The following is a 14,719-nucleotide window of genomic DNA, read 5'->3' as shown; positions in this document are numbered from 1 at the left end:
ATTCAACCTTGAGATCCGGTCGTCGGGCGGTACCGGGGCTGCTCGCTCACTCACCGGTTGTCTCCTCGTCGACGGCGACCTCGACCGTGTCTCGGTCGACGGCGAGCCGAAACGTCGGCACCGTTCGGTACTCGACTTCGACGACGTTCTTGCGCTCAAGGCGTCGAAGCGCCCGTCGAACCGCCCCCGCTTCGGGGTCGACGTCGAACGCCTCACGGAGCGCAGAGAGCACACTCACCACAGACTGTGACCGCCCGTCGGGGCCCGCAACGACCTCGAATACCTGCGCTTCAAGCCGCGGAACCGAGATTCGATCCGGCGCATCGCCTCGGGCGACCGCGTCCGCTTCGATCCCGGGTTCGACGTCGACGAGGTCGTTCGCCTCGGCCGTCGTGCGGATCAGGCTGTCGTCGTCGCGGTAGTAGTACTCCTTCAGGTGGTCTTCGAGGTACCGGTGGACCGCGCTACCGCCGTCGACGCCCCAGGCGTCCTCGAGTTCGGCGTTCTTCGTCGGCTGAAGCCGAACCACGTCGGCAAGGCGGTCCAGCTCCTCGTCTGTCAGACTCATTCACCCTCGACCGCACTGGCCGCGCGGATCACGGTCGCTTCCTCGAAGGCGGGACCGACGAGCTGGAGTCCGACCGGGAGCCCATCTGCCTCGCCCGCGGGCACCGAGATCGCCGGCAGGTTCGCGAGGTTCACCGGCGTCGTGTTCGCGTCGGCGAGGTACATCCGCAGCGGGTCTTCGAGGCTCTCGCCCAACTCAAACGGGAGTACCGGCATCGTCGGTGAGGCGATCACGTCGACGGTCTCGAAGGCGGCCTCGAAGTCCTGGCGAACCCAGGCGCGGGCGTCCTGTGCTTTCGCGTAGTACTCGTCGTGATACCCCGCAGAGAGCGCGTACGTCCCGAGTAAGATCCGGCGTTTGACCTCGGCGCCGAAGCCCTCCTCGCGGGTCGCCGCGAACGACTCGTTCCAGTTGCCGTCGGCCTCGGCGCGGTGACCGTATCGCACCCCGTCGAACCGTGCAAGGTTCGAGGAGGCCTCCGACATCGCGATCACGTAGTACGCCTCGACGGCGTGTTCGACCGACGGGAGCGAAATCGTCGTCGTCGTCGCGCCCGCCGCGACGAGGTCGTCGATAGCTGCCTCGACCGTCTCGACCACCCGCTCGTCGGCGCCGTCGAACAGCTCAGTGGGGACCCCGACGGTCAATCCCTCGACGTCGCCGTCGGCCGCCGCGGCGTAGTCGGTCGGGACGTCGATGTCCGCTGCGGCGTTCGGGTCGCGGGTGGTTCCGTCGTTCGGGTCCGGCCCAGCAATCACGTCAAGGACGGCGGCGGCCTCTGCAACCGTCGGGGCGATCGGCCCGATCTGTTCTAGCGAGTTGGCGTACGCGACGAGTCCGTACCGCGACACCAGTCCGTAGGTGGGTTTGATCCCGACGACCCCACAGAACGCGGCCGGACACCGCACGGAGCCGCCCGTGTCGGAGCCGAGCGCGACGTCGGCCTCGCTGGCCGCTACCGCCGCCGCCGACCCACCGGAGGATCCGCCAGGAACACGCTCGGGGTCGGCCGGATTTCGGGTTGGACCAAACGCGGATGTCTCCGTGGTCGTCCCCATTCCGAACTCGTCCATGTTGGTCTTGCCGACGATTCGCGCGCCCGCGTCGGTGAGCCGCTCGACGACCGTTGCGGAGTACGGGGGGACGTAGTCGGCGAGCATATCCGAGCCACAGGTCGTCGCAACGCCCTTGGTCGAGATATTGTCTTTCACCGCGACCGTCGTTCCCGCGAGCGGGCCGTCGTCGTCGCCTACTATCGACGCTTCGGTGATGAACGCGTTGTAGTCGACGGCCATCACGACACCTTCGGACCGACGAAAAAGCCGTCTTCGGTCTCCTCGGCGTTCGCGAGCGCCGCCGACTGGCTGAGGCTCTCGTCGACCTCGTCGGGGCGCATTACGTTCACGAGTGGCTCTTCGCGGTCCATCTCGGGAACCTCATCGAGCGCCGCGAAGGCGTCGAGGATCTCCGCGAACTGTTCGGCGAACAGCTCGCGTTCGTCGTCGTCGAGGCGCACGCGGGCCAGCTCCGCGACGTGTTCTACCTCGGCGGGGTCGACGACCGACCCGTCGTCACTCGTGTCGTCGGGAGCGTCCGACGTCTCTGTCATATGTGTCGGTACGACGGCCCGAGAGTAAGGGTTTCGGAACGTCGAACGCGAGCCGCTCAGCTCGCGTCTCGTCGCAACCGCCCGACCGCGTACGAGCCGAGCTGATAGAGCGAGTAAAGCACGGAGACGCCGGCGACCACCACTCCGAGGACCGCCGCGGCGATCACGGGCGCACTGGCCGGGGCGTTCAGGTCGGTGTCGGTGCCACAGCTCCCGCAGCCGTCATCGCCACACGAGCCACATCCCCCGTCGTCGGACGCGGTCTCCGCGACGTCAAGAGCATCTTCGAACGCGTCGATCTGGTCGCGTTCGACCTCTCGGTCGGTCGCCGCCGTTGGCTCGCCGAGTTCGGTCGTCGGCCCGCCCACATCGACGGGCGATTGCGACTCACCATTAGCCCGTCGCTCAACGAGGTCGGCCGCCGACGACTCGGCGCCGTCAGTGGGATCTGCCGCAGTCGGGGGAGCGGCTGCGCCGTCAGCCGCAGACCCGCTGGCCTCCGGCGCAGCATCGACCGCCTCGGCCGTTCCAGACGGCCCTCCCTCGTCGCTCGCGGCGGCCGGATCAGTGTCGTCGGGGGCGAACGACGGACCGTCGAACATCGCGGGCGCGTGCGTGTACAGCCCCTCTAGTCCAGATTCAATCGCCGCTTGGTCCTGATGTCCCTCGGCGAACGACGCGAGTTCGTCGGCTATCGACCGCGCGCGCTCACCATGATTCGCTTCCACATACGCGCGGGTTGCATCGAACATCGCCCGACCGAGCCAGTGGTCGAATACAGGATTCTCGTAGGTGTCGGCGAGTTCCCTGAGCTGCTCCAGCCTCGACTCACCCGTCTCGACGTCGCCGTCGAAGAACGCGGCCCGGCCGGCAAAGAACGTCGCGACGGCCAGCCACGTCGCGCTGGTCGGCGTGCCGATCGCCTCGTGGTGCTCGACCGTTTGGCGCGCCCAGTGGTCGACCCGAGAGACGTCGGCGGCCTCAAAGCCGGCGCGCGTCGCGTTAGCGGTCGCCATCGGAATCCACCCCCGGATCGCCGCCTCGCTGGCGGGGTACCCCTGTGCGAGCGCCTCGATTCGGGCGATTCGCCCCTCGATCGCCTCGACGGCCCCTCGGTCGGCGTCGTGGTTCGTCCGCCCGGCGAGCACCCCGGCGTAGCCCGCCGCAACGTCCGCATCCGGGTGGCGTTCGAACAGCGTCTTGGCGCGCTCGAGTCGGTCGATCGGGTCGTTGTCGCCCGCAGTCTGTTTGGCATCGACCGTTTCGAGGTGTCGCTCTGCGTGGGCGTACCCCGTGAGCAGTGACGCGGCCACGTCGGGTTCAGGGTGTGTCTCGTAGACCGTCTCCAGACGCTCACACAGCGGGCCGACCCGGTCGAGTCGTCCCGCCTTCGCGTTCGCGTGGATCGTCTCTGCGGTCGCTCGAGCCAGTGGAGCCGCGATCGCCGGCACACGCCGGTCGTCGTAGAGCGCCTCGATCCGGTCGCGATACTCACCGAGCCGGTCGGGCTGGATGCTCGTCTCGTAGACGTCGTCGCGGTCGCGGACGGCGGTCGCGTTCGCGAGCGCGGTCGTGAGGTGGACGTCTATCTCCGCCTCCGGGTGAGCCGTGTGGAGCCGCTCGAGGCTCGATAGCGCGCTAGCCTCGGCGTGGAAGTCGCCACGATCGCCGTACGCGTCAGCGAGCGCGACGAGCGCATCGGTGAGGCGTGCACGCTCGTCTGCGGTCAGGTCCGACGGCGAGGCGTCGTCGAGCGCGCCAATCTGCGCCTCGAGCTCGCCGACGGAGCGGGTGTCGGTGTGTGACATCTGTCGTTGCGTCACCAATTGGGACCAACCGTGGTAAACGCTCGGCTTCGACCAACGGCGACGGCGACGGCAACTCCCGAGCGCCCGCCTGCGACATCTATCGCAAACAGGACCACCTGACGTCGACGAGCCGGTCGTGTTCGTCGAGGATAGTCGGGCGCGCGAGTTGGTCGTTGGCGTCGACTCCACGTGCGGCGAGCGCAGACAGCGCTTCCGCCAAGCTCCGGTCGGACCGCGTTGCCGTGGGGTCTCTCACGTACGGGACCGAGCGCGGCTCGGTCTCCGTGTTGGTCGTCTCGATCCGGTCGGTGAGATCGCTTCCGAAGGCCCGAGGCGGCTGGTGGAACGTCCACCCCCGCACGTCGACGAGGAGCCAGACGTCGCCGTGTACCGCGTGGTACTCGCCGGAGACGGCTGAGGGGTCGCTGGCGACGATCCGATTCAGCACGCGCGTCTTGGTCCGATAGAGGGCGTCCTTTCGCGCCGACTGCACGTTGCTCTCGGTGACGTCGCCGCGCTCGTAGGCGGCCGTCGCCTCGTCTGCGAGCCGCTTTGCGGCCTTATTTACGACGTAGAGCGATTCGAGCAGGTCGTCGGTTGGGTCGAGCGGATCCACGTGACTCGGTCGGGGAGGGTACCGCGACCAGTATTCTGTACGCACGAGCCGATCATAGCCGTTTCGCTCTCGACACGGAGGCGCGTCGTCGTGCAGATGGATACATCTTTAACACCGTGTCCCGATCTATCGTTCAATGGCGTCCGACTCAGTCAAACTGTACTCGGCCATCTACCTCGCGCTCTTGCTCGCCGCGGTGATCAACTTCGTCCTCTTCGAAGTGGAATTCTTCGAGTTCACGTATGAACAAGCGTTCGCCGGCACGATGGCGCTCTCTGTCGTCAAGACGGGGCTCATCATCGCGTACTTCCAGCACCTCCGGTGGGAGAACCGCTCGCTCACGTACCTGCTCGGGCTGGCGTTCGCACTGACGATGCTGCTCATGGCGGCGGCCGCGTACTCGATCTCCTGACGCGTTCGGTCAGGGATCCGTGCTCCACCGGCGACAACAGTGGGGTGAATTTTTGTTCTCACGCCGTGATCACAGTGTATGGAGATCCGCGCTGCGACCGCGTCGGACGTCGAGTCGATTCGTGAGGTTGCGTTGGCGTCACTTTCTGCATCGTACGGGCACGCAGTCGGCGAGCCGCTGCTCAGAGAGGCCGTCGAAAACTGGTACGGAGCGTCGGACCTCAGTGACACGATCGCAGACGAGACCACCGTCTGTCCCGTCGCGACCGTCGACGGCGACGTCGTCGGCTTCGCCGAGAGCTACGTCGTCGACCGCCGCGAGCGCGTCGGTGAGATCGACTGGCTCCACGTCCACCCCGAGCATCGCAACGCCGGCATCGGCTCGAAGCTCCTCGAGCACGTCGAGCGTGCGCTTCGTGACCGCGACGTCGACGCCATCGAGGGAACCGTGCTCGCCGACAACGAGGTCGGCACTGCGTTCTACGAGCGAGAAGGATATGACCCTGCAGGCGAGCGAACCGTTGAAATTGGCGGCGAAGCGTTCGACGAGCAGCACTACCGGAAGCAGATCGAAGCGACCGGCGGGCTCACAGCTGGCGTCTATGAGACGGCCGACGGCGAGACGGTCCACGTCGACTTCGAAGCCGGTGAGCGAGGCTCGCTCGCGCCATTTTATGTCGCCTACGCCGATGCCGACCACACCGATCGGTACGGCTACCTTTGTGGCAACTGTGAGGGGACGAGCGTCGCGGTCGACACGATGGACGCCGTCGAGTGTCTCGACTGTCCCAACCGCCGCAAGCCGGTTCGCTGGGACGCGGCGTACTGAGTCACCCCGTCGTCGCCTCAAGCACTCGTTCCTCGGCGTCGCGACCGGGATCCCACTCGTGCCCGTCACGGTCGGTCGCCCGGTGGTCGGTGACCGTCCGGCGCATCGCCTCGCGTACGGATGTCGACTCCCACCCGAGGTCGGCCAGTGCACGCGTTTCGAGTAGGTGTGGGTACTCCCGATAGAGGATAAAGTCCGTGGCGTTGAGCCCGCCGGCGGCGAGCGTCTCGGGACCGGCAGGCACGACTGTGCAGTCGGTGTCAGCGACGGCTGCGATGGTCTCGAGCGTCTCTGCGAGCGTGAGCACCCGCTCGTCACCAACATTGTATGTCGACCCAGGCTCGCCGCGCTCGGCGACGATCCGAAGCGCGCTGGCGACGTCTTCTACGTACGCCCGGTGCCAGAGGTTCTGTCCGTCGCCCGGGACTACGACGCGGTCGTACGTGAGTACGCGATCGATCCAGTAGTCGAGCCGTTCGGTATAGTCGTGTGGCCCGTAGACGATACAGGGACGAACCGCAGTCGCGGCGACACCGTCCTCGGCGGCAGCGAACACGGCGCGGTCACCCGCCGCCTTCCGGTTCCCGTAGGTCGCATCGCGTTCGTCGACGGCCTGTGCCGGTGTGCACGACTCGAGCGGTGTCACACCCTCGCGTTTTGGAACGTGTTCCGCGCCATAGGCCGCTCCAGAGGAGATGTACACGTAGGCGTCGACGTCGGCGAAGATCGTCGTTGCCGCTTCGACGTCGGCTGGGTGGTAGGCCACACAGTCGATCACGACGTCCGGGTCGACGGCGTCGCGTGCGGCCGTGAGGTCAGCGTCGACCGTCCGGTCGCCGGGTAGGTGATTGACGCGGTCGTCGGCGACGAATGGGTCCGTGTGGGTCCCCCGTGTCAGTGTTGTGACGGCGTAGCCGTTCGCCGCTAGCTCCTCGACTGTGTGTCGGCCGATAAATCGCGTCCCGCCGATAACGAGTGCGGTGTCGGTCATGCAACCGCTGTGCAGAGCGACACTAAAAGCGTGTCCGAACCGGAACGATCGATCCGTCAGGGGAACCCTGATCACAGAGTGACCGAGAGGCAGCTCACGTCTCGTCGTCGCGCGGTCCGCTCCCGCGCCATCGGCGGTAAAGCAGGTACGCGACAACGAAGCCGCCGCCCCAGTACACCACGGCGTAGAGGGCGATACGGAGCCCGGTGAGCAGTTCGGTCGTTGGGATGGCGACCATACACCCCGTCGACGCCTCCGGCGTATAAGCACACCGAGGGATGGACATCCCCTGCACACCGAGGGAGGGACATCCCCTGCACACCGAGGGAGGGACATCCCCTGCACACCGAGAGAGGGACAACTACAGGACACCGCGGTTCATACGGCGAGCCATGAGCGAACTCCGCCGACGGCGACCCTGGCTCGCCGTACTGTTAGCGCTATTAATATCCGGACTCGGCCACGCGTACCTCCGCCGTTGGGCGCGGGCGTTCGGCTGGTACGCGGCGATCACGGCCGTGTTGATCCTCTTCGTCCCTGAGGCGGCAGTCGACCAGTTGCTCGCGCGGGAGTCGCCGCCAATCGCGGACATCGCCCCGGGGCTGGCCGTGGTCGTCGCCAGCATCCTCGACGCCTACGTGCTCGCGGTCCGCAACAACCGCCGATACGAGGAGCACAAGACAGCTCGAGTGGCCAATGGTTCCGACTCGTTCGACGACCCTATCGAAGGGACGTCGACGACCAGCCTCGTGGATCGGCTTCCCGGCCGGTCAGTGACGAGCGTCTCGTCCCCCACGGCCGACGACAGCGACGACGTACCCGGCGGGTCGGCATCGACGACGGTCGAGTGCCCCCACTGCGGACGTGAGACGGACCCGACACTCGACTTCTGTCACTGGTGTACCGAGTCAGTCGAGACGACCGACATGCGCTGAGTCACCGGGAACCGGACGCAACGCATGGCACAGTCACTGCAGTGAGGATTCCACAAACGACACCACGTCGGCGAGCTCGTCGCGACCGATTCCGTGTCCGGTTGGGTACGTCTCGTGGGTCACGGCGGCGCCAAGGGCCGCCAGCCGATCAGCAGCCGCAGTGCTTCGGTGTGCGGGTATCACTTGGTCGTCGTCGCCGGCACCGACAAAGACCCGCCGTCCCTCGATGTCAGCTGGTTCGAGCGCACCGTGTGAGTCGGGGAGGTACCCGTGGAGCCCAACGACCCACGCGTATTGTGCCGGCGACTCGAGTAACAACGAGAGGCTCGTGATCGCTCCCTGGCTAAACCCGAGCAGTCCGAGCCGGTCTGGATCGAGGTCGTAGGCGTCCACGGCACCCGCGATGGTGTCTTCGACGAGTCGCAGGCTGCGCTCGAAGTCGATCGGATCCGGCTGGCTCTGGTGTAGCCCGCCGGCCGAGAGGTCGAGCTCGTACCAGGTGTAGCCGCCCTGCAGTGGATCCGGTGCACGGAGGCTCACGACGTGGAGTGACTCCGGCAGCGACGCAGCCACCGGGAGGAGGTCCTGTTCGTCTGCGCCCCGACCATGGAGGACGACCACCGCAGGGGCGGGCGCTCCATCGGTCGGTTCGTCGGGTCGCACGTGTACGTGCTCCAGTGGGAGGTCAGCCATGCATCACACTTCGTGGCTCCGCGAGATGTATCCGTCGGGTCCGTGCAAGTCGTCACCCTCCCCGACCCACTCGCTGTCCTCGGTCGGCGCTCACCGAGTCGGCCCGCCGGGCTGTCGCCCGCGGACGCAATCGACGACGAGATGTACCTGCCCAGCCCGACGTTTCTTAGTATCGTAACTGTCAGCGGTTACATCAGTCGCTGTCGAACGCGTCGCTTAACCGTCCCGCCCCGCAAGCCAAAATATCATGAGTCGCGGGTCGACCGAGGGTGACCTCACCAAGACGGGGATGTCGCTGAAACACGACCGAGAGTGGGACTACGAACTCGACCGGATCGTCGAGGCGATCGAGGAACGAGACGCGACGAAAGTCGGGCTCCAGTTCCCGGAGGGGTTGAAACGCCGCGGTCCGAGCGTCGCCGACGACCTCCGAGCGGTCGCGCCAGACGACGTGACGTTCATGCTCTCTGGGCAGCCGTGTTACGGCGCCTGTGACCTCGATACGTACCTGATGCGACGAACCGACGTCTTCGTCCACTTCGGACACACGCCGATGAAAGAGTCCGATAGCATCGTGTACGTGCCGCTGTTCTCCAACGTCGACCCCTTCCCGATCATGGAAGAGTCACTTGAGGAGCTGCCCGACCCCGAAGACGATCCGGACGTCGGACTCGTAACAACGGCGCAACACATGAACCGTTTCGAGGAGATGACCGATTGGCTCGAGACTCGCGGCTACGAGGTCCACACGCGACGAGGCGACGACCGTCTCACGAAAGAGGGACAAGTGCTCGGCTGCAACTACGCCTCCGCGGATATCCCCGCCGACCAAGTGTTGTACGTCGGTGGTGGGAAGTTCCACCCGGTCGGGCTCGCGATGGAACACCCCGAGAAGACCGTCGTCATCGCCGACCCGGTGAACAACGTCGTCACGATCGCCGAACACGACCAGTTCCTCAAACAACGGTACGCTGCGGTCCACAAGGCGATGGACGCACAGAAGTGGGGTGTCATCTTCTGTACGAAGATCGGGCAGGGCCGCTGGGAACAGGCCCGCGAGATCGTCGACGCCAACGACGACGCCTACCTGATCACGATGGACGAGGTGACCCCGGACCGACTGCGGAACTTCAACATGGACGCGTTCGTCAACACCGGCTGTCCACGGATCACCACCGACGACGGGCCCCGCTTTCACAAACCGATGTTGACTCCCGGCGAGTACGAGGCCGCGATCGGCGAGAAGCCGCTCGATTCGATCGAGTTCGACACCTTCCACGACACCTGGTAACTGACCGATATCGTGGTGAGAGAGACGAACGAGCTCCTACGACGATCCGTCAATCCTCTCGGACCGATTTTTCGACGTAATCGACGGCCGCTGGCGGTGACGCGACAGCTTCGACGCCGTCGACCGCGTGCGTCTCGATCCCCGCCACCGGACGACCGTGTGCGAGTGCGAGTCCGATTTCCGAGAGCGTGCCGTGGGTGCCCGCAACGGCGATCACCGCGTCACCGTTCAACACGACGAGTGCGTTTCGCGCGTGACCCATCCCGGTTGCAATAGGAACGGTCACGTGCGGGTTCGCGTCCGTCCGGCATTCGCCCGGTAGGATGCCGACCGTCTCGCCGCCAGCCTCGCGAGCTCCGTGACACACTGCCTCCATCACGCCACCGAGTCCACCACAGACGACCGTATGTCCTCGCGACGCGAGCTCGCTCCCCAACAGCCTCGCCGTGTCTGCGGTCTCGCCGGTGGCCGTACTGCCGCCGATGACGCTCACGCGCATACCGTTTTTCTAGCCACTGCCGTCATAAATCGTCCTGAAACGCGGGGTCGCCGACTGAAACCCTTTTATCACTTGAGGGAGGATATCGCGTATGAGATACGATACCGTCGTTTTCGACAACGACGGTGTTCTCGTCGGCCGCACGCGCTTTGACGTCCTCCGGGAGGCGACCCGGGACGCGTTCACGGAGTGCGGCGTCGACGACCCAGATCCGGACGATGTAGAGCAGATGACGATCGGTGCGACGCCTGGGAGCGTCGGAACTGTCTGTCAGACGTACGACCTCAACCCGGGCAGCTTCTGGCGTACCCGCGATGACGTGGTCTCGCGTGCACAACAGGCCGAAGCACGCGCGGGACGCAAGACCCCGTACGACGACCTTGGAACCCTCGCTGACCTCGATGTGAAGATGGGGATCGTCTCGTCGAATCAGCAGGCGACCGTCGACTTCCTCGTCGATCACTTCGACGGATTCGACCGATTTGGTGCCGCCTACGGACGCGAACCGACGATCCACAGTCTGCAGCTACGAAAGCCGAACCCACACTACCTCGAGCAGGCGCTCGGCGATCTTGATGCCGACTCCGCGCTCTTCGTCGGCGACAACGAGTCCGATGTGAAAGCCGCCGAAAACGCCGGTGTCGACTCCGCGTTCATCCGCCGCCCCCACCGCCGAAACTGGGACCTCAACGTATGGCCAACGTGGGAAATTGAGGCGCTCGACGACCTCTTCGACGTCTGTGGCGTGTAAGGCGGTCGCGACACGGGTCTATGCGGTGACCCCTCTCGACCAACAGGCACGCCGATGACTCGACAAGTTTTCGGCACGCTCTGCGGGCTGGTCTTTCTGGTCAACCTTGGTCGCGTCTCGTTCGCCCCGCTCGTCCCGACGATCGGAACCACCTTCGATGCGAGCCCAGCGGTCGTCGGTTCCGTCACCACGCTCGTATGGGTTGGGTCGGCCCTCCCACGGATCCCGGTCGGGTACCTCCTCACCCGTGTCCCGCGTCACTACGTCGTTCTCGGGTCTGGCGTCGCGCTCGCACTCGCGGCGGCGTTCACGAGCGGCGCTGGTTCGATCCGTGCGCTCCAAGTCGGTGCGTTCGTCATCGGGCTGTCGTCCGGCGCGTACTTCGTCGCTGCCGTTCCGCTCGTCGCCGAGTTGTTTCCGACCGGTCGCGGACGAGCCATCGGGATCCACGGCGCGGCGAGCCAACTCGCGGCCGTGGTCGCACCAGGCGTCGTGGTCGCCGTTTTGATCGTCGCCGGGTGGAACGATGTCTTCCGGTTGCTCGCCGTCGCTGCGCTGTGTGTCACCGCGGTGCTTCTCGCCGTGCTCCGGCGGCACCCGCTTCCGGAGAGCGCCGGCGCCGACCGCAACTTCCGTGCCGCGCTTGCCCACTGGCAGATCGTCTTCCTCGTGGTAGTCATCGTCGCGACTCCCGGGTTCGTCTGGCAGGGCGTGTTCAACTTCTACGTGACGTATCTAACCACCGTGAAGGGCGTCTCCGGTGAACTCGCCAACGGCCTCCTCACGGTCGTCTTCGCCGCCGGTCTCCCGGCGTTCTGGTTCGGCGGGCAGCTGGCCGACCGGCTCCCACACGTCCCGTACTTGATCGGCATTCTGGTCTCGTTTGCGACCGCCCTCGGACTGCTCGTCGTCGTCGAATCGGTCCCGGCACTTGTCGTCGCAACCGCCCTGCTCGGCGTCGTGGTCCATGCGATGTTCCCCGCGGCCGATACGTTTCTCCTCGACTCACTGCCCGCGGACGTGCGGGGCAGCGCGTACGCCGTCTTCAGCGGGGTCGCCCTCCTGCTTGAGTCAACCGGAAGCGGCGTGCTCGGGTTTGCTGTCGAACGCATCACGTTCGATACCGCGTTCCTCGGCGGAGCTACGGCCGTCTTCGCGCTCGCAGTCGGGCTCGTTGTGGTCGCGGCGAGTCGCGGCCTCCCCGGCCAGCGTGGCGTCGGTTCCTGACTGGGGGACCACACGACACTCACACAGTGTCGCCTGCGTTGGCGGTAGCCGGTGAACGTTTATCCCAGATGGGGCACAACCGAGACCAGTGACGAGCGACCCGAGCTGGACCGATATCTTCGGTCATCCGACGCCGTACCCAGAGCAGGTCGATGGCATCGAGGCCGCCATCGAGGCCGCCGACGCGGGCGGCTTCCTCGCGCTTGAAGGCGCGTGCGGCACGGGCAAAACGATGCTTTCGTTGACCGCGGGCATCGACCGCGTGCGCGACCCCGACTCCGCCTTCGAACGGGTGTTTGTACTCACCAGCGTCAAACAGCAGCTTCGACAGTTCGAAACCGATCTTGAGACGATCAACACGAACCTTCCGGAGCACGCCGACCCCGTCTCCGGAATCACGCTCGTCGGAAAGGCCGACGTGTGCCCGTATGCCCGCGAGAACCGAGCGAGTATCGACCGCGGAACCGTGTACGAACGATGTGACGGGCTCCGTGAGCGCACCCGCAACTTGATCGGCGACGACGGCGCGACGACGGCCGGAGCACTCTCGCGCGCAGCACGGAGCCAGCAGGTCGGGCTGGCGGACACCGGGAGCAGCGGCACCGACGTGTCATCCGACTTCCTCACCGTCGACGGGGAGCCCACCCCCTATCCCCCCGACACGGAGACACACGGCGACACCGAGTTCTGCCCGTTCTATGCCGGGTATCTTGAGGACCTACCGGAAGACGGTGACAGTCCGGAGGTGGCCGTCCCCTTCGAGTACGAGGCGCGCGGGCACGTCGGTCCCGACGAGCTTGTCCGGCTCGCTGCGAGCCACGGCTCGTGTCCCCACTCGGTAATGGGTGCGCTCGTGCCGGCAGTCGACGTCGTGATCGGCAACTACTATCACGCGTTCGACCCTGTCACCACCGCGACGTTTACCGGCGCGCTGCTTGATGAGTCGACGTTCGTCGTCTGCGACGAGGCGCATATGCTCGAGCCACGCGTCCGGGACCTCGTCAGCGACCGGGTCGCCGACGCAAGCCTGCGGGACGCGATGACCGAACTCACCCGCGTGATCCAGCCACTCACCCTGACCGCCGACTCGTCCGATCACGGGAGCGCCGACGCGCAGGTGACCGCTAGTGTAGACCGGACGGCGTCAAGTGCCAGTGCTGACGCCGAGACGATCCGCGCCGAGCTCGCCAACGCAGACGTGACTCTCAGCGACCTTGAGCGCGTCCGCGCGTTCTACGCCGACCTCCGAGACGAGCTTGACCGTCGCGTCACCGCCCACCTCGACGCGACGCGTCCGGACTGGCGCGCCTCGGGCAACGACGGGACAGATCATGATATCCCGCTTCGGGACCCGACCGAGCCTACCCGAGACGGGATTTCCAGGTGGGCCGAGCGCGCGGGCTACGGCGACCGGGTGTGGACGCGCGCACCGGCCGTCGGAGCCTTCGTCGAGCGCGCGCTCGATGCGATCTCCGATGCGGACGCGCGTTACACCGCACCCGGTGTCGGCCGGACCATCGCCGCGTGGTACCGCGAGGACCACACAACGTTCTTCAGAGCGATCCGACTCGAGAGTACGCACGACGAGACAGCGCCCGCCGATTCGTGGCGACGAACACACGCCGCGAGCCTCGCGCTGTACAACTGTCTCCCAAGTGCGGCGATCGGCGACCGACTCGCCGCGTTCGGCGGCGGCGTGCTGATGAGCGCGACGCTCGAGCCGATGGACGTCTTCCGTGAAGTGACCGGACTCGACCACCTCGCGGCGCAGGGCCGACCCGTCGTCGAACGAACCCACGGGCTTCCGTTTCCACCCGAGAATCGGGCGAGCCTTGCGGTCGACGCGCCGAAGTTCACCCACGCCAATCGTGGGGCACCTGGTGAGGAAACCGAGACGCGACTCGCATACGTCGACGCGACGACGACGATCGCTGCGCGCGACGGTAACGTGTTGGTCGGCACCCCGAGTTATACCGAGGCGCGCTGGATGGCGGCGGCGCTCACCGAGCGACTCGATAAGCCAGTCCTTCTCGATGAGTCATCAGACGACCGCGAGACAGAGTCGCTGAAGACAGCATTCTTCGCCGGGGGCGACAAGGTGTTGGTGACGAGTCTCCGCGGCACACTCACTGAAGGCGTCGACTACAGTGGTGATCGGCTCGCCGCGGCAGTCGTCTGTGGCGTCCCGATAATCAACACCGAAGAGCCACGGACGAAGGCGGTGGTAGCAGCGTACGACCGACGGTTCTCCAAAGGCTTCGAGACGGCACTCACGGTACCGGCCGTGCGGAAGGCGCGCCAGGCCGTCGGTCGCGTGATTCGAGGTGTAGACGAGCGGGGAGTTCGCGTGCTGCTCGATGCACGATACGCCAGACAGTCGTGGAACGACGTCCGTGGGTACTTCCCCGATCACGAACGCGAGGAGTTCCAGCCCGTCACACCTGACATGCTTGAGGTCGCGCTTGAACGGTTTGACGCCGGCGGATGAGGA

At 66.1% G+C, this 14,719-nt stretch carries 16 protein-coding genes; 7 read left to right on the top strand and 9 right to left on the bottom strand.

Translation table 11 applies throughout. The features are described from left to right. Positions 1 to 46: 46 nt before the first annotated feature. The 5 genes from ACWUI7_RS09335 to ACWUI7_RS09315 form a co-directional block, all read right to left on the bottom strand. Positions 47 to 568 carry a DUF5797 family protein gene (locus ACWUI7_RS09335; RefSeq protein ID WP_496641950.1) on the bottom strand — a complete coding sequence of 174 codons (522 nt, stop codon included), beginning with the start codon at positions 566 to 568 and terminating at the stop codon, positions 47 to 49. Beyond that, positions 565 to 1,863, bottom strand: coding sequence for an Asp-tRNA(Asn)/Glu-tRNA(Gln) amidotransferase subunit GatA (gene gatA, locus ACWUI7_RS09330; protein WP_496641949.1), 1,299 nt, complete (start codon positions 1,861 to 1,863; stop codon positions 565 to 567). The genes ACWUI7_RS09335 and gatA overlap by 4 nt, the downstream gene beginning before the upstream one ends. After that, positions 1,863 to 2,177 (bottom strand): Asp-tRNA(Asn)/Glu-tRNA(Gln) amidotransferase subunit GatC, encoded by a 315-nt coding sequence (gene gatC, locus ACWUI7_RS09325; protein WP_435160373.1) that lies wholly within the window; start codon positions 2,175 to 2,177, stop codon positions 1,863 to 1,865. The genes gatA and gatC overlap by 1 nt, the downstream gene beginning before the upstream one ends. Before the next feature lie 56 nt (positions 2,178 to 2,233). After that, entirely contained in the window at positions 2,234 to 3,985 is a 1,752-nt protein-coding gene (locus ACWUI7_RS09320; RefSeq protein WP_496641948.1) for a hypothetical protein, read from the bottom strand. 97 nt (positions 3,986 to 4,082) lie between these two features. Beyond that, positions 4,083 to 4,601, bottom strand: a complete 519-nt coding sequence (locus ACWUI7_RS09315) for a hypothetical protein (RefSeq protein ID WP_496641947.1) — start codon at positions 4,599 to 4,601, stop codon at positions 4,083 to 4,085. Positions 4,602 to 4,737: 136 nt separating this feature from the next. Here ACWUI7_RS09315 and ACWUI7_RS09310 point away from each other — a divergent pair, with 136 nt between their 5' ends. Beyond that, positions 4,738 to 5,013, top strand: coding sequence for a cytochrome C oxidase subunit IV family protein (locus ACWUI7_RS09310; protein ID WP_496641946.1), 276 nt, complete (start codon positions 4,738 to 4,740; stop codon positions 5,011 to 5,013). 78 nt (positions 5,014 to 5,091) lie between these two features. Next, entirely contained in the window at positions 5,092 to 5,841 is a 750-nt protein-coding gene (locus ACWUI7_RS09305; protein WP_496641945.1) for a GNAT family N-acetyltransferase, read from the top strand. Position 5,842: 1 nt separating this feature from the next. Here the strand turns inward: ACWUI7_RS09305 and ACWUI7_RS09300 are convergent, their stop codons facing one another. Further along, positions 5,843 to 6,832: an NAD-dependent epimerase/dehydratase family protein gene (locus ACWUI7_RS09300; protein WP_496641944.1), complete on the bottom strand. Its 990-nt coding sequence runs from the start codon at positions 6,830 to 6,832 to the stop codon at positions 5,843 to 5,845. A gap of 94 nt (positions 6,833 to 6,926) precedes the next feature. Next, positions 6,927 to 7,070, bottom strand: a complete 144-nt coding sequence (locus ACWUI7_RS09295) for a hypothetical protein (protein ID WP_435160366.1) — start codon at positions 7,068 to 7,070, stop codon at positions 6,927 to 6,929. Positions 7,071 to 7,224: 154 nt separating this feature from the next. Here ACWUI7_RS09295 and ACWUI7_RS09290 point away from each other — a divergent pair, with 154 nt between their 5' ends. After that, positions 7,225 to 7,767, top strand: coding sequence for a DUF7575 domain-containing protein (locus tag ACWUI7_RS09290; RefSeq protein WP_496641943.1), 543 nt, complete (start codon positions 7,225 to 7,227; stop codon positions 7,765 to 7,767). A gap of 33 nt (positions 7,768 to 7,800) precedes the next feature. Here ACWUI7_RS09290 and ACWUI7_RS09285 read toward each other — a convergent pair whose 3' ends face one another. Beyond that, entirely contained in the window at positions 7,801 to 8,460 is a 660-nt protein-coding gene (locus ACWUI7_RS09285) for an alpha/beta hydrolase (protein ID WP_496641942.1), read from the bottom strand. Positions 8,461 to 8,707: 247 nt separating this feature from the next. On the opposite strand from ACWUI7_RS09285, the gene dph2 reads away from it, so the two are divergent. Further along, the gene (dph2, locus tag ACWUI7_RS09280) at positions 8,708 to 9,751 is read left to right on the top strand and encodes a diphthamide biosynthesis enzyme Dph2 (protein WP_496641941.1); all 1,044 of its coding nucleotides are present in this window, start codon (positions 8,708 to 8,710) and stop codon (positions 9,749 to 9,751) included. Positions 9,752 to 9,800: 49 nt separating this feature from the next. Here dph2 and ACWUI7_RS09275 read toward each other — a convergent pair whose 3' ends face one another. After that, positions 9,801 to 10,250: a TIGR00725 family protein gene (locus ACWUI7_RS09275; RefSeq protein ID WP_496641940.1), complete on the bottom strand. Its 450-nt coding sequence runs from the start codon at positions 10,248 to 10,250 to the stop codon at positions 9,801 to 9,803. A gap of 91 nt (positions 10,251 to 10,341) precedes the next feature. Here ACWUI7_RS09275 and ACWUI7_RS09270 point away from each other — a divergent pair, with 91 nt between their 5' ends. From ACWUI7_RS09270 to ACWUI7_RS09260, 3 genes are all read left to right on the top strand, one after another. Beyond that, entirely contained in the window at positions 10,342 to 11,001 is a 660-nt protein-coding gene (locus tag ACWUI7_RS09270) for an HAD family hydrolase (protein ID WP_496641939.1), read from the top strand. Positions 11,002 to 11,055: 54 nt separating this feature from the next. Continuing rightward, positions 11,056 to 12,228 (top strand): MFS transporter, encoded by a 1,173-nt coding sequence (locus ACWUI7_RS09265; protein WP_496641938.1) that lies wholly within the window; start codon positions 11,056 to 11,058, stop codon positions 12,226 to 12,228. Positions 12,229 to 12,316: 88 nt separating this feature from the next. After that, positions 12,317 to 14,716 carry an ATP-dependent DNA helicase gene (locus ACWUI7_RS09260; protein ID WP_496641937.1) on the top strand — a complete coding sequence of 800 codons (2,400 nt, stop codon included), beginning with the start codon at positions 12,317 to 12,319 and terminating at the stop codon, positions 14,714 to 14,716. Positions 14,717 to 14,719 lie beyond the last annotated feature (3 nt).

Source organism: Halorubrum orientale (assembly GCF_059623105.1).
This window is presented reverse-complemented; position numbering and strand designations above follow the sequence as displayed.

Coding starts and splice junctions, on each gene's coding strand:
- ACWUI7_RS09335 (WP_496641950.1), bottom strand. CDS start 568: ATGAGTCTGACAGACGAGGAGCTGGACCGCCTTGCCGACGTGGTTCGG.
- gatA (WP_496641949.1), bottom strand. CDS start 1,863: ATGGCCGTCGACTACAACGCGTTCATCACCGAAGCGTCGATAGTAGGC.
- gatC (WP_435160373.1), bottom strand. CDS start 2,177: ATGACAGAGACGTCGGACGCTCCCGACGACACGAGTGACGACGGGTCG.
- ACWUI7_RS09320 (WP_496641948.1), bottom strand. CDS start 3,985: ATGTCACACACCGACACCCGCTCCGTCGGCGAGCTCGAGGCGCAGATT.
- ACWUI7_RS09310 (WP_496641946.1), top strand. CDS start 4,738: ATGGCGTCCGACTCAGTCAAACTGTACTCGGCCATCTACCTCGCGCTC.
- ACWUI7_RS09305 (WP_496641945.1), top strand. CDS start 5,092: ATGGAGATCCGCGCTGCGACCGCGTCGGACGTCGAGTCGATTCGTGAG.
- ACWUI7_RS09300 (WP_496641944.1), bottom strand. CDS start 6,832: ATGACCGACACCGCACTCGTTATCGGCGGGACGCGATTTATCGGCCGA.
- ACWUI7_RS09295 (WP_435160366.1), bottom strand. CDS start 7,070: ATGGTCGCCATCCCAACGACCGAACTGCTCACCGGGCTCCGTATCGCC.
- ACWUI7_RS09290 (WP_496641943.1), top strand. CDS start 7,225: ATGAGCGAACTCCGCCGACGGCGACCCTGGCTCGCCGTACTGTTAGCG.
- ACWUI7_RS09285 (WP_496641942.1), bottom strand. CDS start 8,460: ATGGCTGACCTCCCACTGGAGCACGTACACGTGCGACCCGACGAACCG.
- dph2 (WP_496641941.1), top strand. CDS start 8,708: ATGAGTCGCGGGTCGACCGAGGGTGACCTCACCAAGACGGGGATGTCG.
- ACWUI7_RS09275 (WP_496641940.1), bottom strand. CDS start 10,250: ATGCGCGTGAGCGTCATCGGCGGCAGTACGGCCACCGGCGAGACCGCA.
- ACWUI7_RS09270 (WP_496641939.1), top strand. CDS start 10,342: ATGAGATACGATACCGTCGTTTTCGACAACGACGGTGTTCTCGTCGGC.
- ACWUI7_RS09265 (WP_496641938.1), top strand. CDS start 11,056: ATGACTCGACAAGTTTTCGGCACGCTCTGCGGGCTGGTCTTTCTGGTC.